This window comes from Jannaschia sp. S6380, assembly GCF_023015695.1.
Classification (GTDB): Bacteria; Pseudomonadota; Alphaproteobacteria; order Rhodobacterales; family Rhodobacteraceae; genus Jannaschia.
The window spans coordinates 372,486-392,001 of sequence record NZ_JALKAS010000001.1 but is presented as its reverse complement, the minus strand read 5'-3'; the positions used below and the strand labels follow the sequence as shown (position 1 = coordinate 392,001).

At 68.0% G+C, this 19,516-nt stretch carries 17 protein-coding genes; 7 read left to right on the top strand and 10 right to left on the bottom strand.

Going from position 1 to position 19,516, the window contains the following annotated elements:
- The first annotated feature begins 15 nt into the window (after window positions 1-15).
- The 4 genes from MWU52_RS02105 to MWU52_RS02090 are packed head-to-tail and all read left to right on the top strand — an operon-like array spanning window position 16 to window position 4,571.
- Window positions 16-663 carry a glutathione S-transferase gene (locus MWU52_RS02105; RefSeq protein ID WP_246948838.1) on the top strand — a complete coding sequence of 216 codons (648 nt, stop codon included), beginning with the start codon at window positions 16-18 and terminating at the stop codon, window positions 661-663.
- Window positions 660-1,871 carry an acetyl-CoA C-acetyltransferase gene (locus MWU52_RS02100; RefSeq protein ID WP_246948834.1) on the top strand — a complete coding sequence of 404 codons (1,212 nt, stop codon included), beginning with the start codon at window positions 660-662 and terminating at the stop codon, window positions 1,869-1,871. Before MWU52_RS02105 ends, MWU52_RS02100 begins: the two co-directional genes overlap by 4 nt.
- 7 nt (window positions 1,872-1,878) lie before the next feature.
- Complete coding sequence (locus tag MWU52_RS02095) at window positions 1,879-2,382, top strand: hypothetical protein (protein WP_246948831.1); 504 nt, start codon at window positions 1,879-1,881, stop codon at window positions 2,380-2,382.
- Window positions 2,379-4,571 carry a 3-hydroxyacyl-CoA dehydrogenase NAD-binding domain-containing protein gene (locus MWU52_RS02090; protein WP_246948828.1) on the top strand — a complete coding sequence of 731 codons (2,193 nt, stop codon included), beginning with the start codon at window positions 2,379-2,381 and terminating at the stop codon, window positions 4,569-4,571. The genes MWU52_RS02095 and MWU52_RS02090 overlap by 4 nt, the downstream gene beginning before the upstream one ends.
- 228 nt (window positions 4,572-4,799) lie before the next feature.
- Here the strand turns inward: MWU52_RS02090 and MWU52_RS02085 are convergent, their stop codons facing one another.
- The 3 genes from MWU52_RS02085 to MWU52_RS02075 all read right to left on the bottom strand — a co-directional run bounded on the left by MWU52_RS02085 (window position 4,800) and on the right by MWU52_RS02075 (window position 7,031).
- Complete coding sequence (locus tag MWU52_RS02085) at window positions 4,800-5,381, bottom strand: Hint domain-containing protein (protein WP_246948826.1); 582 nt, start codon at window positions 5,379-5,381, stop codon at window positions 4,800-4,802.
- Window positions 5,382-5,487: 106 nt separating this feature from the next.
- Window positions 5,488-6,138 carry a sulfotransferase family protein gene (locus tag MWU52_RS02080; RefSeq protein ID WP_246948824.1) on the bottom strand — a complete coding sequence of 217 codons (651 nt, stop codon included), beginning with the start codon at window positions 6,136-6,138 and terminating at the stop codon, window positions 5,488-5,490.
- The gene (locus MWU52_RS02075) at window positions 6,135-7,031 is read right to left on the bottom strand and encodes a DMT family transporter (protein ID WP_246948821.1); all 897 of its coding nucleotides are present in this window, start codon (window positions 7,029-7,031) and stop codon (window positions 6,135-6,137) included. The genes MWU52_RS02080 and MWU52_RS02075 overlap by 4 nt, the downstream gene beginning before the upstream one ends.
- Window positions 7,032-7,104: 73 nt before the next feature.
- On the opposite strand from MWU52_RS02075, the gene MWU52_RS02070 reads away from it, so the two are divergent.
- Window positions 7,105-8,730 carry an AMP-binding protein gene (locus tag MWU52_RS02070; protein ID WP_246948818.1) on the top strand — a complete coding sequence of 542 codons (1,626 nt, stop codon included), beginning with the start codon at window positions 7,105-7,107 and terminating at the stop codon, window positions 8,728-8,730.
- The gene (locus MWU52_RS02065) at window positions 8,727-9,716 is read left to right on the top strand and encodes a hypothetical protein (protein ID WP_246948811.1); all 990 of its coding nucleotides are present in this window, start codon (window positions 8,727-8,729) and stop codon (window positions 9,714-9,716) included. Before MWU52_RS02070 ends, MWU52_RS02065 begins: the two co-directional genes overlap by 4 nt.
- Window positions 9,717-9,723: 7 nt before the next feature.
- Here the strand turns inward: MWU52_RS02065 and MWU52_RS02060 are convergent, their stop codons facing one another.
- Together MWU52_RS02060 and MWU52_RS02055 are read right to left on the bottom strand one after the other, a co-directional pair.
- Window positions 9,724-11,973, bottom strand: coding sequence for a glycosyltransferase family 2 protein (locus tag MWU52_RS02060; RefSeq protein WP_246948809.1), 2,250 nt, complete (start codon window positions 11,971-11,973; stop codon window positions 9,724-9,726).
- Window positions 11,970-13,025, bottom strand: a complete 1,056-nt coding sequence (locus MWU52_RS02055; protein ID WP_246948807.1) for a glycosyltransferase family 2 protein — start codon at window positions 13,023-13,025, stop codon at window positions 11,970-11,972. The genes MWU52_RS02060 and MWU52_RS02055 overlap by 4 nt, the downstream gene beginning before the upstream one ends.
- A 187-nt stretch (window positions 13,026-13,212) precedes the next feature.
- On the opposite strand from MWU52_RS02055, the gene MWU52_RS02050 reads away from it, so the two are divergent.
- Window positions 13,213-14,172 (top strand): phosphoadenosine phosphosulfate reductase, encoded by a 960-nt coding sequence (locus MWU52_RS02050; protein WP_246948805.1) that lies wholly within the window; start codon window positions 13,213-13,215, stop codon window positions 14,170-14,172.
- Between the two features lie 23 nt (window positions 14,173-14,195).
- On the opposite strand, the gene MWU52_RS02045 is transcribed toward MWU52_RS02050, so the two are convergent.
- The 5 genes from MWU52_RS02045 to MWU52_RS02025 form a co-directional block, all read right to left on the bottom strand.
- Window positions 14,196-14,621 (bottom strand): hypothetical protein, encoded by a 426-nt coding sequence (locus tag MWU52_RS02045; RefSeq protein ID WP_246948803.1) that lies wholly within the window; start codon window positions 14,619-14,621, stop codon window positions 14,196-14,198.
- A 26-nt stretch (window positions 14,622-14,647) separates the two neighbouring features.
- The gene (locus MWU52_RS02040) at window positions 14,648-16,426 is read right to left on the bottom strand and encodes an SLC13 family permease (RefSeq protein WP_246948801.1); all 1,779 of its coding nucleotides are present in this window, start codon (window positions 16,424-16,426) and stop codon (window positions 14,648-14,650) included.
- On the bottom strand, window positions 16,423-17,238 hold the full coding sequence (locus tag MWU52_RS02035) for a TIGR00282 family metallophosphoesterase (protein WP_246948794.1): 816 nt from the start codon (window positions 17,236-17,238) through the stop codon (window positions 16,423-16,425). Before MWU52_RS02035 ends, MWU52_RS02040 begins: the two co-directional genes overlap by 4 nt.
- A gap of 71 nt (window positions 17,239-17,309) precedes the next feature.
- Window positions 17,310-18,446, bottom strand: coding sequence for a carbohydrate ABC transporter permease (locus MWU52_RS02030; RefSeq protein WP_246948793.1), 1,137 nt, complete (start codon window positions 18,444-18,446; stop codon window positions 17,310-17,312).
- 31 nt (window positions 18,447-18,477) lie between these two features.
- Window positions 18,478-19,497: a sugar ABC transporter permease gene (locus MWU52_RS02025; RefSeq protein WP_246948791.1), complete on the bottom strand. Its 1,020-nt coding sequence runs from the start codon at window positions 19,495-19,497 to the stop codon at window positions 18,478-18,480.
- Window positions 19,498-19,516: the final 19 nt, after the last annotated feature.

Below are 19,516 nucleotides of genomic sequence, written 5' to 3'. Positions count from 1 at the left end.
GGGAGGAAGCGCATCATGACCATCGAACTCCACTGCTTCGGTGAGAGTGGGAACAGCTACAAGGCTGCTCTCGCTCTCGAATTGTCGGGTCTCGACTGGAAGCCGGTCTTCGTCGACTTCTTCGGCGGTCAGGCCCGAACGCCGGAATGGCGCGCCGCGAACGGCATGGGCGAGGCGCCGGTGCTGGTCGACGGCGACTTCCGCCTCAGCCAATCCGGCGCGATCCAGGCCTGGATCAGCGACCGGACGGGCCGGTTCGGCGGCACGGGCGACGACCGGTACGAGGTGCTCCGCTGGGTCTTGTGGGACAACCACAAGCTCAGCTCCGTCGCCGGCATGACCCGGTTCCTGATGAACTTCCTGCCCGAGGCCAAGCGCCCGGCCGAGACCATCGCGTTCAACCATGGCCGCCTGAAGACCGCCTACGAGGTCCTGGAGCGGCACCTCGACGGGCGCGACTGGATCGTCGGCGACGGCGTGACCAATGCCGACCTCAGCTGCTGCGGCTATCTCTACTATCCCGAGCCGTTCGGGTTCGACCGCGCCGACTGGCCCCGTATCGACGCCTGGCTGGACCGCATCGCCGCCCTGCCCGGCTGGAAACACCCCTATGACCTGATGCCCGGCCGTCCCTCGGACCGCCAAGAAGGAGTTTCGACATGACCGAAGCCTATATCTACGATTCCGTCCGCACCCCGCGCGGCAAGGGCCGCCCCGACGGCAGCCTGCACGAGGTGACCGCCGCCCGCCTGTCGGCGCAGGTGCTGGACGCACTGAGGGAACGGTCCGGCTTCGAAGGCCACGCGGTCGAGGACGTGATCTGGGGCAATGCCACGCAGGTCATGGAACAGGGCGGCTGCCTCGCGCGGACGGCGGTGCTGGCCTCCGGCCTCGACGAGCGCATCCCGGGCCTGTCGATCAACCGCTTCTGCGCGTCCGGCATGGAAGCGGTGAACCTCGCCGCGAACCAGATCCGCGGCGGCGCGGGCGAGGGCTACATCGCCGGCGGGGTCGAGTGTATGTCGCGCGTGCCCATGGGGTCGGACGGCGCCGCCATCGCGGTCGATCCGTCCATCGCGATGGAGACGTACTTCGTGCCCCAGGGCATCAGCGCCGACATCATCGCCACCGAATACGGGTTCAGCCGCGACGACGCCGACCAGTTCGCCGTCGAGAGCCAGAACCGCGCCGCCGCGGCCTGGAAGGACAACCGCTTCGACCGCTCCATCGTCACCGTGCGCGACGTGAACGGCCTGCCCATCCTCGACCATGATGAATACATCCGTCCGGGCACCGACATGCAGTCGCTGGGCAGCCTCAACCCTGCCTTCCAGGCCATGGGCGAGGTCATGCCCGGCTTCGACAAGATCGCCCTGATGAAATATCCGCATTTGGAGCGGATCAACCACGTCCACACCGCCGGCAATTCTTCGGGCATCGTGGATGGCGCCGCGGGCGTCCTGATCGGGTCGAAGGAATTTGGCGAGAAGTGGGGCCTGAAGCCCCGCGCGCGCATCCGCGCCACTGCGAAGATCGGGACAGACCCGACCATCATGCTGACCGGCCCCGTCCCCGTGACGCAGAAGATCCTGGCCGATAACGGCATGGCGATCGGCGATATCGACCTGTTCGAGGTGAACGAGGCGTTCTCCTCGGTCGTGCTGCGCTTCATGCAGGCCTTCGACGTCGATCACGGCAAGCTGAACGTCAACGGCGGCGCCATCGCCATGGGCCACCCGCTGGGCGCGTCGGGGGCGATCATCATCGGTACGCTTCTGGACGAGATGGAGCGGTCGGACCGGGAGACCGGCCTCGCCACGCTCTGCGTCGCGTCGGGCATGGGTGCGGCCACGATCATCGAGCGGGTCTGATCCGCCGATGGACCGCCCGTCGGACCCACAGGCCGTCGGCATCTACCAGATGCTGCTGGACCGGATCGACGCCGCCTATGCGGCGCGCGACTACGGGACGTTCCGGCCTCTGGTGGTGCTGCCGCAGCGGTTCGTCACGCCGGAACGGGTGCGCACCATCTCGACCGAGGAGGGGCTGCGCACCGCGTTCCTCAACTTCGCCGATTTCCTGCGCTCGCAGAATGTCGACGGGTTGATCCGCCATTGCCGGTCCGCCCATTTCCGCAGTCCGGGCCTGATGCGGGGCATGCACGTGACCCACATGGTCAGTCGCAGCGGCATCCGCCTCCAGCCGCCCTACGAGGTGCTGACGACGCTCCGCTACCGTGACGGGGATTGGCGCGTCTCGGCCTCGCTGAACCGGGTGCCCGAGACCGGGTGGCCCGTCCTCGCCATGAAGACCGCGGCGGATCACATCCGCCCCGTCCCGCAATTCAACGATACCGTCCCCCCGAAGGAGACCCGCTCATGACAGATTTCACGCTGACCAAAGACGCCGAAGGCGTTGCCACCATCACCTGGGACGTCAAGTCCAGGTCCATGAACGTTCTCAGCCTGCAGGGTTGGGAAGACCTGGACACTTGCGTGACCGATGCGCTCGCCGACGCCGACGTCAAGGGCATCGTCATCACCTCGGGCAAGCCCGACAGCTTCGCGGGTGGCATGGACCTGAACGTCATCGCCAAGATGAAGGAAAGCGCCGGCGACGACCCGGCGCGCGGCCTGATGGACGGGCTGATGGCGAGCCACGCGATCCTGCGCAAGATCGAACGCGCCGGCATGGATCCGAAGACCCTGAAGGGCGGCAAGCCGGTGGCCTGCGTCCTGCCGGGCACGGCGCTGGGCATCGGGTTCGAGATCCCGCTGGCCTGCCACCGCATTTTCGCCGCGGACAATCCGAAGGCCAAGATCGGCTTGCCGGAGATCATGGTCGGCATCTTCCCCGGCATGGGCGGCACGACCCGCCTCGCGCGCAAGCTCGGCGCGATGGCGGCCTCGCCCTTTCTGCTGGAAGGCAAGCTCAGCGATCCGTGGAAGGCCAAAGCCGCGGGTCTGATCGACGAGGTCAGCGCCGACCCGATGGCCGATGCGCGCGAATGGGTCCTGTCGGCGAAGGATGCCGACATCGTTAAGCCATGGGACCAGAAGGGCTACAAGATGCCCGGCGGCGCGCCCTATCACCCGGCGGGCTTCATGACCTTCGTCGGCGCATCGGCCATGGTGAACGGCAAGACGCAAGGCGCGTTCCCGGCGGCGAAAGCGCTTTTGTCGGCGGTCTACGAAGGCGCGCTCGTGCCCTTCGACACGGCGCTCAAGATCGAGGCGCGGTGGTTCACGCATGTCCTGATGAACCCGTCGTCCGAGGCGATGATCCGCTCGCTCTTCATCAACAAGGAGGCGCTGGAGAAGGGCGCAAACCGGCCCGACGCGCCCGACCAGAAGGTGTCCAAAGTCGGCATCCTCGGCGCCGGCATGATGGGCGCGGGCATCGCCTATGTCAGTGCGAATGCCGGGATCGAGGTCGTCCTGATTGACCGTGAACAGGCCGCCGCCGACAAGGGCCGCGCCTATTCCGAGGGGATCCTGGACAAGGGCATCAGCCGCAAGAAAGTCACCGAGGAGAAGAAGACCGAGGTTCTGGGCCGCATCACCGCGACCACCGATCTGGACGTGCTGAAAGGGTGTGACCTGATCGTCGAGGCCGTGTTCGAGGACATGGGCGTCAAGGCCGAGATGACGAAGGCGGTCGAGGCCATCGTGGGCGACGACTGCATCTTCGCGACCAACACCTCGACCCTGCCGATCACCGAACTGGCGAAGGCCAGCGTCCGGCCCGCGCAGTTCATCGGCATCCACTTCTTCAGCCCCGTCGACAAGATGCTGCTGGTCGAGATCATCAAGGGCGCCGAGACCGGCGACCGGGCCGTGGCCAAGGCGCTCGATTTCGTGCGCCAGATCCGCAAGACGCCGATCGTGGTGAACGACGCGCGCTTCTTCTACGCCAACCGCTGCATCATCCCCTACATCAATGAGGGTATCCGCATGGTCGCCGAAGGGGTGAACCCCTCGCTGATCGAGAACGCGGCCAAGCAGCTGGGCTTCCCGCTGGGGCCGCTGCAACTCGTCGACGAGACCTCCATCGACCTCGGCGTCAAGATTGCCAAGGCCACCCGCGCCGCCATGGGCGATGCCTATCCCGACGGCGCGGTGGACGAGGTGCTGTTCGCCTTCGCCGATGCCGGGCGTCTGGGCAAGAAGTCGAACGCGGGCTTCTACGACTACGACGACAAGGGCAAGCGCCAGGGCCTGTGGTCGGAACTGGGTACGCGCTACCCCGAGGCCGAAGACCAGCCCGACCTGCATGAGGTTCAGAACCGCCTGATGTTCGCGCAGGTGCTGGAGGCCGTTCGTGCGTTGGAGGAAGACGTTCTGCTGGACATCCGCGAGGGGGACGTGGGCGCCATCCTCGGCTGGGGCTTTGCGCCTTGGTCAGGCGGCCCGTTCAGCTGGCTCGACATCGTGGGCGCCGACTGGGCGGCCGAGACGACGGGTCGCCTGGCCGAGGCTCACGGCCCCCGCTTCGCCACCCCTGCCCTGCTGTCGAAGATGGCGGCCAAGGGCGGGTCCTTCTACGGCGGGGCTGGCAAGCGCGCCGCCTGACCACAGCGGGACGGGTCACGGGCCGGCGCGATTGTTTCCAAGCCGCGCCCGTGACTTTTCATCATCCCGCCCGATTTGAACGACAGGGTTCCGCCACAGCCCCCCAGCCTAATGGGAACGGGACAGGCAATGGCGGGACCGTCACGTCCAGACAGCCGGCCTTGCCGATCTCGCCTGCGCCATCGGCGCAGGCGACTTCGTTCATGGATTGCCCGTCCGGCCCGCGGCCTAGTTCGCGTCCAGGCGCAGGGGCGGCTCGCCCGCCGAATGCATCGCCTGGTAGGCCTCGCGCACCTTGTCGCGATCGACCGCCTTTGCCCGCCCCCCGACGTCGCACGGAACGCCCTCCGCCTCGACGCAGACGGGCGTGCCGAACGAGATGACGTGGTAGCGCAAATCGGCCAATGGCCGTTCCACGATCAGACCGCGCAAGCCGACCAGGTCGCTGATCACGATGGCGACCTCGGGCTTGGCGCAGATCCGGGCCACCGTCGGACCGGAGAGCAGAACACGCTGGTCGGGCGCCAGGCGCAGCGGACGCGGATTGCCAAGCGAGCCCACCGGCACGCGCACGGGCCAGGTTTCCCGGCGATAGGTCCATTCGGAGCGGGGGCACGACGTCCGGTCCGTCTTGGCGATCGGCCGGGGCCCATCGCGTGTGACGACCCGATCCCCGAAGGCGAGATCCTCGACCGCGCGGGGCCCGTCGGGCGTGGGCAGCAGGGTGCCGGGCACGAAACGGGCGGTGGGGCTTTCCTCGACGGTCTCGACCGGAAAGGCGGGACGGCTGAACAGGGTCGGCTTGGTCATTCGAATATCTCTCGTCCCTGGGGTCTGTGTGCGACGCCGGCGCGAAACCGCCACGCCGGCGGGTCGGAATGCGCGGGAACTGGCGAAACGCCGCACGCCTTCGGTGTTACGCCGGATGCGGGGGGTCGAACGAGTAGGAAAAGGCCGCAATGTCAGCCGCGCAGAATTCCGCCACCCGCGCGCGCGACCGCGCGTCGTAATAGGGGCGCCAGTCGCGCGCCCTGTCGGACCGGTTCGCCACCCCGAGCCGCAGGTCGAAGCCGAGCAACGCCTCGAACGGCGGAAGGTCCTGCGGAAGATGCTCCAACCGGATGAAGATCGGGTCGGTTCCGCCCGCGACATAGGACGCATAGGGCGCGGCCCGGAAAGCCGCGCCGACGGTCGGCGCGGCCAGGAACGCATCGAACGACAGGTCCGAGGCGAGCGCGATGGCCGGATGGTCGAAATCCTGCCCGCGCAGCCAATGGTAGTAGCTGACCATCCGGTCCCACGGGTTGCGTACCAGCATCACGGGCCGAAGCCCCTGCAGCACCGCGTCGGGCAACAGCCCGTGCACATCGCGCAGGGTCGCGTGCTTCCAAAGGCGTCCGGCGGTCCGCGCACCACGCAATCGTCCCTGCCGCCGACGCGCCTTCGGCGTATCGCCGATCAGGATGTCGTCGGCCATCGCCCGCGCCTCCAGCGCCAGGGCCATCGCCGTGCCACCGGTCTTGGGCGCGTGAACGAAGGCGTAGCCGCGCCCGGGCGACAGGATCACGGGACCGCGTCGCGGCGACCGCGCAGCGCAATCAGGCTGCCCGCGCCCGCGATCAGGACCAGACCGGCCAGCGTGACGGGCGAAAGCCGCTCGCCCCAGACGAGCAGGCCGAACAGGGCCCCGAACCCCAGGACGGAGTACTCGAATACCGAAACCAGCGACGCCTCGGCCAATTGATAGCCTCGTGTCAGGAACACCACCGCCAGCAGGCTGCCGACGGCCTGCAGCAGACACCAGCCCAGCACCTCGGCCGATGGGGTGACCCAGCCCTGGGTCAGGAACCCCGTGTCATCGCCCCAGGCACCGAACACGATCACGCCGCCGATCCCCCAGAGGGCCTGGCCGGTGAAGGAGCCCAGCGCCAGCGTCAACGCCGCTTCGCCCGCGCACCATTCGCGCGTCGCGATCGCGGCCACGGCATAGAACGCCCCGCCCAACACCGGCAGGAAGACCAGCGGATCGAGGTTGGAAGGATCCGGCGACAGCACCAAGATCACGCCCAGGAAGCCAAGCAGGACGGCGCAGATCCGCACCGGGCCGACCGATAGCCCGAACAGCGTGACCGAAAAGACCAGCATCCAGATGGGCGAGGTGAACAGCCCCGCCGCCGCCTGCGCGACGGGCATGAAGCCCAGGGCGCCGAAATACACGATCAGCGCGGTCGCCATGATGGCCGATCTGGCGATCACGCCGCGCCAGTTGGTCACGCGCAGCGACCGGCCCGTCACGCCGATCCAAGCCAGCGCGATCCCCCAGATCATCGCGCTGCGGACGACGTGGAACGTCCAGAGGCTGCTTTCGCTGGCGATGACGCGGATGAACTGGTCGATGAACCCGATCGTCCCGGTCCCGGCCAGGATAAAGGCCGCGGCGGCCAGGGGTCTGTTCTGCATCACCGGCCTTGTCCTCTGGCGCGCGCTCGTCGCAGTATCGCCACCCGAGGGGCGAAGGCAACGGGGGCGACCGATGGGCTGGCTGGCCGATGAGACGGGTCTGGACAAATGCGCGGCGAACCATGTCGCGCTGACGCCGCTGTCGCATCTGGAACGGGCCGCGCAGATCTGGCCGGAACGGGAGGCGCTGGTCTACGGCGACATCCGCCGGACCTATGCGACCTATCGCGATCGTGTCACGCGGTTCGCGGCGATGCTGGCAGGCCACGGTGTCCGTTCGGGTGATGTCGTTGCGACGCTGCTGCCCAACGTGCCCGCCCAAGTGGAGGCCAGCTTCGGCGTGCCGGCCTGCGGCGCGATCCTGAACACGATCAACGTCCGACTGGACCGGGACACGGTGGCCTATATCCTGGCCCATGGTGGCGCCCGGGTCCTGCTGGTCGACAGTCAGTTCGTCGATCTGGCCGAAGCGGCCTGCGCGTCGCTGGATTCCCCTCCGCGCCTGATCGAGGTGCCGGACGATCCGGCGGGCCATCCGGCCAGCGGACGCCATCCCCTGTTCGAGGTCGAGTTGGCCGCCGCAAACCCCGATTTCGCGTGGATCCGACCCGCCGACGAATGGGAATCGCTGGCGCTGAACTACACCTCCGGCACGACGGGGCGGCCCAAGGGCGTCGTCTATCACCATCGCGGCGCCTATCTGATGACGATTGGCACCGTGATCAGCTGGCGCATGGTCCTCTATCCGCGGCTGTTGGTCGTCGTGCCCCTGTTTCACTGCAACGGGTGGTGTCATTGCTGGATGACGCCGGTGGTCGGCGGGACGGTCGTCTGCCTGCGCGATGTCTCGGCCCCGGCGATCTATGACGCCATCGCGGATGAGGGCGTCACCCATTTCGGCGGCGCGCCGATCGTCCTGAACACGCTGGTCAACGCCCCGGCGCGGCGCGAATTCGACCACACCGTCGAGGTCTATACCGCCGGCGCGCCACCACCCGCCGCCACCTTGGCGCGAATGGCCGAGCTGGGGTTCAACGTCACCCATGTCTATGGCCTGACCGAAACCTATGGCCACGTGGTCGAGAACGTCTGGCAGCCGGACCTGTGGGACGGCCTGCCGGCCACGGAAACCGCCGCGCTGAAGGCGCGCCAGGGCGTTGCCTATCCGATGATGGAGGGGGTGGACGTCTTCGATGCCGACGGCGATCCGGTGCCCGCCGATGGGATGACCCAGGGCGAGATCGCGATGCGGGGCAATGCCGTGATGAAGGGCTACTACCGCAACGCGGATGCCACGCGCGAGGCGTTCGCGGACGGTTGGTTCCGGTCGGGCGATCTGGGCGTCAAGCACCCGGACGGCTATGTTCAGATCCTGGACCGGGCCAAGGACATCATCATTTCGGGCGGCGAAAACGTCAGCTCCGTGGAAGTCGAGGGCGCGCTGATGCATCACGACGCGGTCTCGCTCGTGGCGGTCGTGGCGCAGGCGGACGACCACTGGGGCGAGGTTCCGCATGCCTTCGTCGAACTGCGCGACGGGGCCAGCACGACAGAAGCCGAGATCATCGCCTTCGCGCGCGAACGGCTGGCCGGCTTCAAGACGCCCAAGGCGGTGACGTTCGGGCCGCTGCCGAAGACGTCGACCGGCAAGATCCGGAAATACACCCTGCGCGAGCGGCTGGCGGATCCGGGGGCTTGACGGCGCTCGACGGCATCGAACGGCTCGAGACGACCGCGTTGTGGCGGCCCGAGGCCGACGCGCAACGGCGCGACGTCTACGTCGCGATCGGCGAGGCGGAACTGGTCATACAGGACAGGACAGGCACCGCGCTCAGCCATTGGTCGCTGCCGGCGCTGGTCCGACGAAATCCCGGAACGCTGCCCGCCGTCTATGCCCCCGCCCGCAAGGCCGAGGAGGAGCTGGAGATCGCCGAGCCGGAGATGGTCGCTGCACTGGACCGGGTGATGAAGGCGGTCGAACAGGGGCGGCGGCGACCGGGGTCCCTTCGCCGCGTGACGGTCGGGCTGATCGCGGGGTTCCTGGTCGGCTCGGCACTGGTCTGGCTGCCCAATGCCCTGCGCGACCACGCCCGCAACGTGATGCCCGCCGCCACGCGGATGGAGATCGGCGACCGCATGCTGACGGAGCTGACGGCCCTGACCGGTCCGCCCTGCGCGACCTTCACCGGGACCGAGGCGCTGGAACAGCTCAAGACCCGCGTGTTGCCCACGACGCCCCTGCGGCTGGCCGTGCTGCGCGATCTGCCGCAACCGGCGATGGCCCTGCCCGGCGGACTGGTCGTTCTGTCCGACGGCCCGCTGGTCACGCAGGACGATCCGGACGTGACGGCGGGGCATTTGCTGTCGGCGACGCTGGCCGCGCTGTCGGATCCACCCCTCGACCGGTTCCTGGAAGGGATCGGCACGATGGGTCTGCTGCGACTGCTGGCGTCGGGACATGTCGACGACGCGGCCATCACCGCCCATGTCGAAGGCCTGCTGCTCGCGCCCCCGACGGGGCTCGACCCCGACACGCTGCGGGCGGGTTTCGATGCGGCGCATCTGGCCTGGCACCCTTGGGCGGAGGCGACCGGCCAGCCGCAGGGCGAAGTCACGCCGTCGGAGATGGTGCCGTCGCTGGACGACACGGCCTGGCAGGCCCTGCGCGGGATCTGCGACGCGTGACCGCGGCCTAGTGCCGGGTTTCCCCGACATCCTCGACGGTGAAGAAGAAATCCTCAGGGTGCTCGGCGGCCACAACTTCGTCGGGCACGGCATCCGGTCCGGCGAGAAAGACATTCGAGCCGAAATGCGCGTGCATCCGGCTCAGCCGGTCCATGCGGGGGCCGGTGATCTCGTCGTAGAATTTCGCGAAGGCGCCCGCTCCGCGCAACTCCGCGATCTTCGTGCGGTGCGCGGCACAACAGGCGTCGTGCTGTGCGGCGACGCCGGGCAACGCCTTCAGACGGGCCAGTTCCGCCTCCAATGCCGGCAGCATCCGCTGGATCGACCGGTCGCGGACGGCGTTGTTGTTCATGCGAAACCAGTATCCGAGCCCCTGGTCGCGTTCGACATGATTCACGCGCCCCCGGTCGCGCTTGACCAGGAAGCTCTCGGCATCCCGGACGGCATAGTGGTTCAGCGTGACCAGGTCGTAGCCGAAGGTGTCGATCGTCGAACGCCAGCCGTTTCGCAACATCGCCCGCGGCATCTGCCGTCCGGATCCGTTGACCCAATCGATCTGTTCCCACAGGTCCGGTTTCAGGCCCTTGGGCCGGTGCACGCCCATCTTCTTGTAGATCCCGATATTGCGGAACAGCGTCTTGAAGCCCCACGCCTGATGCGGCTTGCGGATCAGTTCCGGGGCGCAGGCGGTAAAACGCGCCGGGCTCGGCACATCCTCGAACGCCACGGCGCCGTCATTGCCGAACAGGCGCCAGGTCATCGAGATCATGTTCGCCGAACCGACCGCCGCATAGAGGTCGCGCAGATGCCCCGTTCCGGCATGGATATTGATGAATTCGTCTACGTCCATACAGACGGCCCAGCCCGCCCGGGCCATGATCGGCTCCGCCTCGGCGGCAGCGAGCGCAGCGTGCTGGGGTTTCATGTCGGTCTCGCGGAACGGGTTGTCGCGGCGCTGGACAATGCCGTGCGATTGCAGCAGGTCCAGCAGGTCCACCGTCCCATCCGTGCAGTCGTTGGTGTAGACGAGAAAGTCGTCGACGCCGATCGCACGGTGATGGGCGATCCATTCCAGGATGAACGGACCCTCGTTGCGCATGCAGGTGATGATCGCCGTCCGCCCGGGCACCGAGGCGGGAAGTCCCGCAACCCCGCCCCCGTCGGATTGCGGCGGCAGGACGGGATCCGCCCCGAAGCCATCGCGCGCCAGTGCCAGTAGATCGTCGTCCAGGATCAGGCCGGTCTTCGGCGCCAGCGGCAGCCCCCCGGCCTCGGACGTGCGCAGCGCCATGGCACGGTAGAAATGGGCCACCTCGTTCGGGCCGGGTTTCAACCCGCCGACCCGGACCAGACGGAACGGGACGTTCTCGGCAATGCGCGACGGGGCGGCGACCCATCGGCGGTTGCCGCTCTCGTTGTCGAACAAGTCGCAGATATGATCGCCGAAGGCCGGGTCGCATCCCTTGCGGATCCGCCAGGGATATGTGCGCCGGCCGATCAGCGCGACCACGCCGGCCTCGGCGATCTCGACCATGTCAAAGGCGCCCTGCCCCGTGGCGGCAGGTGCAAGCACATCGGAGACGTCGAGAAAGGCGACCGCCCGCGCCGCCGTCAGGAACCGCCAGCGCAGAGCCTCCAGCACGATCATCTGCCCGAGCGGCGCGGTCCAGGGATCGGAGGCGGGCATCGCCATCCGGTCCTTGCCGGGCGCATCGGGGGCCTGGGCGGGATGACGCTCGCTGATCGCATCGGCGCCGAGGGGCAAGGGCGACGTGACGACGACCACGGCGCCCAGCCCGGGAACCGGCGCCTGGGACAACGCCGCCTCGAGGTCCGGGGCCAGCGGCGCCTCGCCGGGTCGCGTCCGGTCGAGGATCAGCGCCGCGTCGGCGCCGTGGTTCAGCACGTGATGGCCCAGCCAATCGCGGACGGTGGCGACAGCCTGACCGTTCCTTGCCCCCATGATGACGCGCGCATCGGCCAGCAGCTCCGGCTCCGCACTGGCTGGCGAAAGTGTGCCTTCGACACCGTGGATCGGAACCGGCATCGGGCCCGGCCCACCTGCCCGGCATTCGACCGCCAGCGCCCCACCGATCGAGAGGACGCGTTCGGGGCTGACCCCGCCGGCCGGACCGATCGCGGCGGGGCCGACCCCCGGTCCGACGAAGATCCGGACGCGATCGGCCGCCGTCCGGACGCAGTCGATGACGTCGACCTCGCCGATCCGGCTTCCGTTCAATGCGCGCGTTTGGATCATCGCGTGGCCTGTGCCTTGCGCGTCTGCGCCACGAGCGCGCGGCCCAAGGCCGGATCCGGTGCCTGCGACGTGGCCGCCAGCGCCAGGCGTCCGCAGAAGCGCGCGCCCTCCGGCGTGGCCAGGATGCGCGCGAGTTCCGCGCGGTGCCAGGCGCGACAACGCTCCTCGGCGGCGGCGACGGCAGGATGGACGCGCAGACACGTGATTTCGTCCGTCATGGCGGGGAGCTGGGGCGTGAACATGCGACAGGCCACCTGATTGAAATTCCGCTCGACCCAGTATTCCAGGTCGATCGCCTTGCCCACATGGTTCGGCAACCCGCGTTCGCGCTTGACCAGGAATTCGTGGACCGACCGGGTGGAATAGTGGTTCAGCTGCACCTGGCGCCCGTCCGGCGGATTGCCCGCCCGCCACAGAAGGATGCGCCGTGCGGCACGGGCTAGGTCATCGTCGCGCCGCCCGCAATCGTCGAGGAAGACCGGCGCCGATGTCTGGCGCGGGCGGTGAATGCCGAAGCCGTCGAAGGGCCCGTCGCGTCGGAACAGCGTCTTGAAGTAGCTCGCCAGGGCCGGATAGGCGACGCCCGGCGGCGCAGCCAACGGGAACCGTTCGGGCGTCGTGCCGGACCCGGCATTCAGCCGCCCGTTGCAGCCGAAAAGGCGCCAGGGCAGCGCGATCGCCTGCGCCTCGGGCGTGCGCGCCAGAAAGGCCGGCAGATCATGGCCGCCGTCGATGGCGATGTATTCGTCGGGATCGATATGAAGGAGCCAGTCCGCGCCCGCGCAGACCGGATGGTCCCAGGCGGCGGCCATCGCGCGCCATTGCGGGGTCCGGCCTTCGTCGCTGTCGCCCAGGGCGCGGCCCTGGCGCACGTGGATCACGCCTTCGGAAGACAGCGCGTCCAGCAGGTCCTCCGTCCCGTCGCGGCAATCGTTGGTGTAGACCAGCACCCGTTGGACGCCGAGCCTTCGAAGATGCGCCAGCCATTCGACGACGAATGGCCCCTCGTTGCGCATGCAGGTCACGACCGTGATGGCGGGTTTGACGGACATGACGCTCCTGCAGGACAATTCCGGTCACGTGCCGGCACCGTGGGCGATACGGCGACAATGCGGCGGGAATATCAACCGGATCGGGCGATTTTGGGTCTGAAGCGGAAGGTTTGTCGCGTTATGCTATCCTTCGCTGCAACCGACCCGACAAGCGAGGCATGCCATGGCGGATCCGCACCCGAGGCCCATGAACCGTGCGCGTCACCGCGACGCGCTGCTGGCCGAGGCGGGCGATGACGGCACGCTGCGGCAGTTGGGCGACGATCACCTGGCGCTGCACCGGCCTCGCAGGGACGCCGGGACCCTTCTCGTCACGTTCGAGGGTCTGGACGAGACCCGGCTGCGCGACGGCGGCCTGCCGTTCAGCAGCCGGATCGCGGCAGAACGTGGCTGGGCGACGCTGGACATTATGGCCGAGGGGCGCACCTGGTTTCGCGACGCGGCGGTCCACGATCTCTTCGATGATCTGACCGATGACGGGTTCTTCGATGAATACGACCGGGTGGTCTTCGCCGGGGCCGGTATGGGGGCCTATGGCGCCGGGGCCCATTCCGTCGCATCGCCCGGGGCCATCGTCCTGCTGATCCAGCCCATCGCCACGCTGGATCGGGTCGTCGCGCCGTGGGAGCGCCGTTTCAGGTCGGCCCGTGCGCTGGACTGGACGGGGCGCTACGGCAATGCCGCGCGTATGGTGGACGCCGCCGAACGGGTGTTTCTCGTCACCGATCCGCACGTGGCGGGGGACGCGATGCATGCAAGCCTGTTCTCGGCTTCCCATGTCGTTCGGCTGCCGGCACCCTTCGCCGGGGCCGACATTCGGGGGCGCCTCGAGTCTATCGGGATTCTTGACCGGTTGCTGACCGGCGCCGAGACGGGCGCGCTGGGCCCCGAAGAATTCGCGCGACTCTGGCGCGGACGGCGGCAGGATGCGGGTTGGCTGCAGGATCTGCTTCGGCGGACGGACCGTATGGATCGGCCCTGGTTACAGGCGCTGGTGGCCGGTCACATGGTCCGGCACGGGGCGGGACAGGTGGCGCGGCGGCGCCTGAACGCGGCCCTTTCGCGGCTGGCGAGCGAAGGGCGCGACGCTCCGGGCGACCTGGCGCCCGCCGCCCCCTCGGGTCGTACGCTGATGGCCGGCGAGTAGCGTCCGCCAGGCCGGAAATCGTGTCAGCCTTGCGCGGCGGGCGCGGGCACCGGTCCGAACCGGACCCCCCGGCCCAGGGGCGAGACGAACAGGCGGCGGACGCCATCCAGATCGGTTACGAAGATCTCAGCCCGGGGTCCCTGCGGCGCGATCGGTGCCTCGATCGTGAAACGCTGCGGCTTGGGCTGCTGCTTGAATGCCACCGTGAACGGCAGTTGATAGCCGCAATCCGAGGTCACGCCGGACCATCCGCCCGGCACGCCTTCGGGCCGTTCGGACACGCAGCGCGCGCCGTCGGACATCCGCAACGTCATCCGGCTTGGCGTGGCCTTCGCCTCGACGATCCGCGTCTCGCCCGAGGGCGTCGCGCCGCCCGTACGGGACACGCCATCGTCGAGCGCCTGGCAGGCAACCAGCGCGAAAGGCAGAAGGAGGAGGAAAGGACGCATCGGAAACTCCGGGCTTCGTCGACTGGTCAGAGCGGCCAGATCAACGGGATAAGAACGGACGAGAGAACCGCCACCAGCACGTTCATGCCGATTCCCACGCGTGCGAAATCGGTAAACCGATATCCGCCCGGACCATAGACCAGCATGTTCGTCTGATAGCCGATGGGTGTCGAAAAGGCACAACTGGCCCCCACCATCACGGCCACGACCAGGGGCCGCGGATCGACCCCCAGCGTCTGGCCCAGCGCGATGGCGATCGGCGTGACGACCACGGCGACGGCGTTGTTGCTGACCAGTTCCGTCAGCGTCGAGGTCAGCGCGAACACCGCCAGCAGCAGCAGCGGGCCCGGCAGGACCGACAGGGCGGGCGCCACCGCGTCGACGATCATGCCGACCGCGCCCGATGATTCCAGCGCCGCGCCCACGGCCAGCATCGCGAAGATCATCGCCAGCAGGCGGCCTTCGACGAAACCGAACGCCTCGTCCGCGTCGACGCTGCGCGTCAGCAGCACCACGACCGCGCCCAGGACGGCCAGCGCGAGGATCGGCGCAAGCTCCAGGGCCGACAACGCGACGATAGCGGCCACTGTCGCAACCGGGATCCAGCTGCGTTCGCGGCGAAAGGCCTTCTCGCGCGGCTGGCTGATCTCGACCAGGTTCAGGTCCTGCGCCAGGCGGTGAATGTCCTCGGCCGCCCCTTCCAGCAGAAGGGTGTCGCCCACGCGAACGACGACATCCTCCAATTGGCCGGAGATGTTGCGGTCGCGCCTGTGCAGCGCCAGCGGATAGACCCCGTAGCGGCGGCGCAGCCGCAGGTTGCCCAGCCGGCGGCCCACCATCCGGGCGTCGGGGGTGATCAGGACCTCGACCGTCGTGGTCTCGACCGCGCCCACCTGGTCCAGCCGTTTGAGATCGGGGTTGCGCTGCAGTGTCAGCAGTTCGGCGATCTCGGTGCGCAGGATGATCCGGTCGCCGAGCTGAAGCGTGACGTCGCGCAGGTTGCGCCGCAGCGATGCGTCGCCGCGGACCACGTCGATCAGCCGGACGCCCTCGCGCTTGAAGAGTTGTACGTCCAGGGGTTCCCGCCCGATCAGGTTCGAATCCGGCGGAATGACGGCTTCGGCGAAGTACTTGTGCGATTTCCGCCCGCCCAGCATCGCCGCCATCGATGACCGGTCGGGCAGGAGGTGACGCCCGAAGCAATAGAGATATGCCATTCCCGCCAGCGCGACCGGGATGGCGAGGGGCGAGACCTCGAAGATCGTGAACGGCTCCAGTCCGCGGGTGCGGGCCACGCCGTCGACCAGCAGGTTGGTGGACGTCCCGATCAGCGTGATCGTCCCGCCCAGGATAGACGCATAGGACAGCGGAATGAGCAGCTTCGACGGCGCCAGGTTCATCGCCCCCGCCAGCTGCACAAAGACCGGAATCATCACGACCACGACCGGCGTGTTGGCTACGAAGGCCGACGCCACCAGCACGAAGGCCAGCAGCATCGCGATCGCCAGGCGCGGGCGCGTTCCCACCTGCCCTTCGGCGAAGCGGGTGAACCAGTCGAGCGCGCCGGTCCGCACCAACGCGCCCATCAGCAAGAACATCGCAGCGATCGTCCAGGGCGCCGGGTTCGACAGGACGGCGACGCCCGCATCATAGGGCAGGATCCCCATCGCCAGAAGGAACCCCGCCCCGGCCATGGCCACGACCTCGGTCGGATAGACCTCCCGTACGAACAGGCCCAGCATGACGACGAGTGTGGCGATGGTGATCCAGGCCTCCGCACCCTGCGGCAGATCGAGCCAGGTCACGCGCCGGGCCCCGCCTGCGCCAGGCGCCCGCCCTGCCGGACCTGCACGACCTCGCGCGCGAGGCCCGTCGCATCGTCCGTCTCGACGAACAGGCCGCAAAGCGTCGCCTCGCCGCCCGCCGGGGCGAACCGCTCGCGCGTCATGCCGGTGACAAAGCGGCGCAGCGGCTCGGTCTTGTCCATCCCGATGACGCTGTCGTAGTCGCCGCACATTCCCGCATCCGATTGATATGCCGTCCCGCGCGGCAGGATGCAGGCATCGGCCGTGGGCACATGGGTGTGCGTGCCGACGACGATGCTGGCGCGCCCATCGCACCAATGTCCCATCGCCATCTTCTCGGACGTGGCCTCGCAATGCATGTCCACCAGCGTCGCCTGCACGGCGCGGCCCAGGGGATGCGCCTTGAGGACGGGTTCGATCGCGCTGAAAGGGTCGTCATAGGTCCGCGACATGAAGACCTGGCCCAGAACCTGCGCGATCAGCAGCTTTCGCCCCGCAATGTCGAAGACGCGCCATCCCCGCCCCGGCGCGGCCTTCGCATAGTTGATTGGGCGCAGGATGCGGTGGTCCGCCTCGACCGCCTGCATCATGTCCTTCTGGTCGAAGGCGTGATCGCCCAGCGTCACAACGTCGGCGCCCGCCTCGAACAGACCCGCGGCCTGGGCGGCGTTCAGGCCGCGCCCCGACGAGGCGTTCTCGCCATTGATGACGACGGCATCCAGGCGCCAGTCCACGCGCAGGGCCGGCAGCCGCTCGGCGACCGCCCGGCGCCCTGTCCGCCCCATCACATCACCAAGAAAAAGAATCCGCATCGCTGCGGATTACGCCGTCCGACGGGGGCCGTGCAACGCCCGTCTTGCCGCGGTGCGCCCGTGGCGGCGCGTCAGCCCTTGACCGCGCCCGCCGTCAGCCCGGACACGATCTGACGCTGGAAGATCATCACCAGCAGGAACAGGGGCGCCGTGATCGACACGGCGGCGGCCACGGCCTCGACCTGATCGGTCGTCGTCGTCTCGCGGTTGAAATAGCCGGCGATGGCCGGGACCATTGTCTGGTTCGACGCATCCAGCAGCAGCGAGGTCACGAGAAAGTCGTTATAGGCCAGCAGGAAGCTGAACAGCCCCGTCGTGATGACGCCCGGCCACATCACCGGCATGATCACCCAGCGGAACGCCTGGAAATGGGTGCATCCGTCGACGCGGGCGGATTCGTCCAGGTCGACCGGGATGCTCTGGAAGAAGCTGCGCAGCATCCAGATCGTGAAGGGTTGGTTGATCGACACCAGCACGGCGATCACGGCCAGCGGTTGGCCGTAGAGGGTCGGGGCGTTCTCGCCCAGGATCGGGCTGAGGATCTCGGCCGAGTTGATGAACACCGGCAGGTAGCCCGCCACCAGCACCGAATGCGGCAGCGCACGGAAGATCAGAGCGATGATCAGGATCCAGAACGCGAAGGTGCTGCCTGACCGGGCCAGCCCGTAGCCGGCCAGCGTCCCCACCGTCAGCGAGACGGTGACCACGCCGAAGGTCACGATCATGGAATTGCGGAAGTTCTGATAGAACTCGTTCTCGATCCAGACGGCCTCGTAATGCTGCGTCGTCAGGCCGAGGATCGGCTGACCCAGCGGCCCGAGCAGACCCTCCAGCGGCGCCGCGATCCAGGGCACGACGAAGAAGAAGCCGATGATGAACAGGACGGCGAAGCCCAGCGCGATCACGGCCCAGGAGAAGATGCGCTGCAACGTCCCGTCGCCGGCCGCCATCGGCATCAGCCATTTCGTCGCCGCCTTGATCGACAGCCACGCGACCAGAATGCCCAAGACGATGTCGACGAGCGAGAGGCCATTGCCGTTCGCCAGCGTGCGCGGCCCGATGATGACGTCGGCCGCCGAGGAGGAGAAGGCGTCGACCGGGCTCTTGAACGACATGGCGAGGACCCAGAACAGCGGAAACGCCGCAAGTAAGAGCCACAGCACGAGAAACGCGTTGGATGCCAGCTTGAGAGAGAACGGCTGCCGCATCGCGCGCGGGAGGGATGCATCGGACATGGCTTCAAGCCCCCTTGTGGTCGCGCCAGGTGCGGCGGAGCGGTGCGGCGAGCAGGATCACCACGCCGATCATCGTCAGCATGGCCGAGGCGGAGGCCGAGGAGATCTGCCGGTTCCCGGCATCGTCCGGCTGCAGGTAGTCGTAGGTCAGGTATTGCAGCGTGATCCGTTGGCTTTCGGAGGAGAAGCCGATCACCTCCTCGAAGGCGCGGTAGGCATCCATCAGGTGGATCAGCGTGATGAAGACGATCAGCGGCATCAGGTGCGGGATCACGACGTAGCGCAGGCGTTCCCACCGCGACGCACCGTCGATCACCGCCGATTCCAGCGTGTCCTGGTTCACCGTCTGCAGCCCGGCATAGAAGATGACGAAGGCGAAGGGCGCCACGTGCCAGACGCGGTAGAACATCATCAGGAATTCCACCGCCCAGCCGTTGGCGGCGACGGCGAGGTCGGTGTCGAACATCGCCTCTAGCCAGACAGTCGCGATGCCGTCGCCATAGAACAGCCAGCGGATCGACAGCGCGCCGATGACCGGCGTGATGATGAACGGCAGCAGCGAGACGAAGATGACCGGCCCCTTGACCGCGCGCGTGGCATTGTTGACCACGACGGCGATGGCGAGGCCCAGCCCCAGGACGAAGGGCAGCGTGATCAGCGTGAAGGTCAGCGTGAAGCGCAGGGCCTTCCAGAAATCGATGCGCAGCAGCTCTCCGAAATCGAAGTTCGAGAGGGCCCGGGTCAGGCGGTCGCCGCCCAGGACGTTGGCATAGGAGGACAGGCCCACCCATTCGGTGGTGGTCACGGTGTCCCCGTTCTCGTCCAGCACGGGGATCGTCTTGATTTCGGTCGTGCAGCTCTGCTCCAGGAAGCCGGCCGAACAGGTCTCGATCTCCTGGGTGGTGAAGACGGGCTGCGTGACCTGGAACGAGTTCAGCAGGACCGCGACCAGCGGGAACGCGATGAAGAGCAGCATCAGGAAGACCGATGGCCCGACGAACATGGCGAATGTCTTGAACTTCATCGCGGATCCCCCAGAACGG

Excerpts from the sequence above, each read along its gene's own strand:
- MWU52_RS02035 (WP_246948794.1), bottom strand. The coding sequence starts at position 17,238 with ATGCGGATTCTTTTTCTTGGTGATGTGATGGGGCGGACAGGGCGCCGG.
- MWU52_RS02060 (WP_246948809.1), bottom strand. The coding sequence starts at position 11,973 with ATGATCCAAACGCGCGCATTGAACGGAAGCCGGATCGGCGAGGTCGAC.
- MWU52_RS02075 (WP_246948821.1), bottom strand. The coding sequence starts at position 7,031 with ATGCAGAACAGACCCCTGGCCGCCGCGGCCTTTATCCTGGCCGGGACC.
- MWU52_RS02095 (WP_246948831.1), top strand. The coding sequence starts at position 1,879 with ATGGACCGCCCGTCGGACCCACAGGCCGTCGGCATCTACCAGATGCTG.
- MWU52_RS02100 (WP_246948834.1), top strand. The coding sequence starts at position 660 with ATGACCGAAGCCTATATCTACGATTCCGTCCGCACCCCGCGCGGCAAG.
- MWU52_RS02085 (WP_246948826.1), bottom strand. The coding sequence starts at position 5,381 with ATGACCAAGCCGACCCTGTTCAGCCGTCCCGCCTTTCCGGTCGAGACC.
- MWU52_RS02030 (WP_246948793.1), bottom strand. The coding sequence starts at position 18,446 with ATGCGGCAGCCGTTCTCTCTCAAGCTGGCATCCAACGCGTTTCTCGTG.
- MWU52_RS02025 (WP_246948791.1), bottom strand. The coding sequence starts at position 19,497 with ATGAAGTTCAAGACATTCGCCATGTTCGTCGGGCCATCGGTCTTCCTG.
- MWU52_RS02045 (WP_246948803.1), bottom strand. The coding sequence starts at position 14,621 with ATGCGTCCTTTCCTCCTCCTTCTGCCTTTCGCGCTGGTTGCCTGCCAG.
- MWU52_RS02050 (WP_246948805.1), top strand. The coding sequence starts at position 13,213 with ATGAACCGTGCGCGTCACCGCGACGCGCTGCTGGCCGAGGCGGGCGAT.
- MWU52_RS02070 (WP_246948818.1), top strand. The coding sequence starts at position 7,105 with ATGGGCTGGCTGGCCGATGAGACGGGTCTGGACAAATGCGCGGCGAAC.
- MWU52_RS02105 (WP_246948838.1), top strand. The coding sequence starts at position 16 with ATGACCATCGAACTCCACTGCTTCGGTGAGAGTGGGAACAGCTACAAG.
- MWU52_RS02055 (WP_246948807.1), bottom strand. The coding sequence starts at position 13,025 with ATGTCCGTCAAACCCGCCATCACGGTCGTGACCTGCATGCGCAACGAG.
- MWU52_RS02090 (WP_246948828.1), top strand. The coding sequence starts at position 2,379 with ATGACAGATTTCACGCTGACCAAAGACGCCGAAGGCGTTGCCACCATC.